Source organism: Hahella sp. HN01, from assembly GCF_018986435.1.
Lineage (GTDB): Bacteria > Pseudomonadota > Gammaproteobacteria > Pseudomonadales > Oleiphilaceae > Hahella.
In genome coordinates this window covers 1-1,296 of record NZ_JAHMIN010000121.1, presented here as the reverse complement: position 1 = coordinate 1,296, position 1,296 = coordinate 1, and the positions used below count along the sequence as shown (strand labels likewise).

Here is a 1,296-nt window from a genome sequence, read left to right as displayed (position 1 = left end):
TACACCTACAGCGCGAAGAACAAACTCCTCGCGGTAACCAAGGCGGGCGAGACCACCAGCTTCGGCTATAACCCAGACGGCATTCGCACCCGGAAAGCGGGAAGCGGCGCCACCACCGACTTTATCGTCGACCAGAACCGCGACTACGCCCAGGTGCTGCAAGAAGTCGCCAATGGCGCGAAACAGGTCAGCTACGTTTACGGCGACGACCTGCTAAGCCAGGCAAGAGCCGGCGACGTCAGCTACTATGTCTACGACGGCCAAGGCTCCGTCCGCTCTTTAACAAACCAGACCGGCGTCCAAACCGACAACTACCACTACGACGCCTTCGGCATCCTGCTGCACAGCGAAGGAGACATTCCAAATTTTCTCTTTTTAGTGGTTTGTAATAAACCTGGAAAATAACAAATGGATTCAAAGCTAATGACTATGAGTAAAAGAGACAAACTATCTCTAATCTCAGAGATAGGAGAAGCTGGCGATGCAAACAGAGCAAATGAGATAGCTGCGTTTTTAAATGACCATGATTTGGAAGTTTTATCCTCAGCTTGTTTTAATCTTGGATACTTGGGTGCGCGTGAGTATATTTCGTCCCTAGCATCTTTTCTAAGCCATGATGATGATGACGGGGTGGCAAATATGTGCCTATCCGGATTGGCGTTAATAGTTGATGAGAGGGAGGAATACTTGTTAGGTGATATCTATAACCGCTTAGATAGCACTAACTCACTCCTGGTGAAACTTAGTTCCATAGAAGCTATTGGCGCAATAGGAAGTGTTAAGTCGGTAGAAAAGATTTCAAGAATATTTGAAACCGATGAACGTAATGCAGTAAGAATTGAGATAGTGATTGCGCTGGGAAAGATAAAGAGCACTTCTGCGCTGTCGTTATTAGAAAGCTATCTCAAAGAGGTAAAAATGATGGACAAAAATATCCCTAATAGGGGTGGTGTCAGAGGGGGTGATCCCCATCCAACTGTAATTATAATCGCACTTGAAAATAGCATTGATGCTATAAAAAGCGTCGAAAAATGATAGGCGCACGAAAGTGTTCCTTGGATTAATGGAACAAGAAAAGGATTAGCATGGATTTACCAGAAAACATAGAGGCGCAGATAGTGGATTATGTAAACATAGAATACGGTGAGTGTTCTGGTCAAATCCCACCGGACACTTTCTTTAGAGAGTTTTCATAATTAACCGGCGACATATCATTGTTCGCCGTATGCAGTCTTTCGAGGTTGTAATATCTCATGTAGGCTGCGACATCCTGCTTCATGTGTTCCCGGGTGGGCT

2 protein-coding genes and 1 pseudogene are annotated in these 1,296 nt (G+C 45.4%); 2 read left to right on the top strand and 1 reads right to left on the bottom strand.

The features are described 5' to 3' along the window. Positions 1-405 (top strand): annotated as a pseudogene (locus tag KP814_RS32545) (type IV secretion protein Rhs); the annotation flags it as partial. A gap of 3 nt (positions 406-408) precedes the next feature. After that, entirely contained in the window at positions 409-1,035 is a 627-nt protein-coding gene (locus KP814_RS32540) for a HEAT repeat domain-containing protein (RefSeq protein WP_216740672.1), read from the top strand. A gap of 121 nt (positions 1,036-1,156) precedes the next feature. On the opposite strand, the gene KP814_RS32535 is transcribed toward KP814_RS32540, so the two are convergent. Further along, positions 1,157-1,296, bottom strand: a 140-nt coding sequence (locus tag KP814_RS32535) for an IS3 family transposase (protein ID WP_216740673.1), incomplete at its 5' end; no start/stop codon positions are given.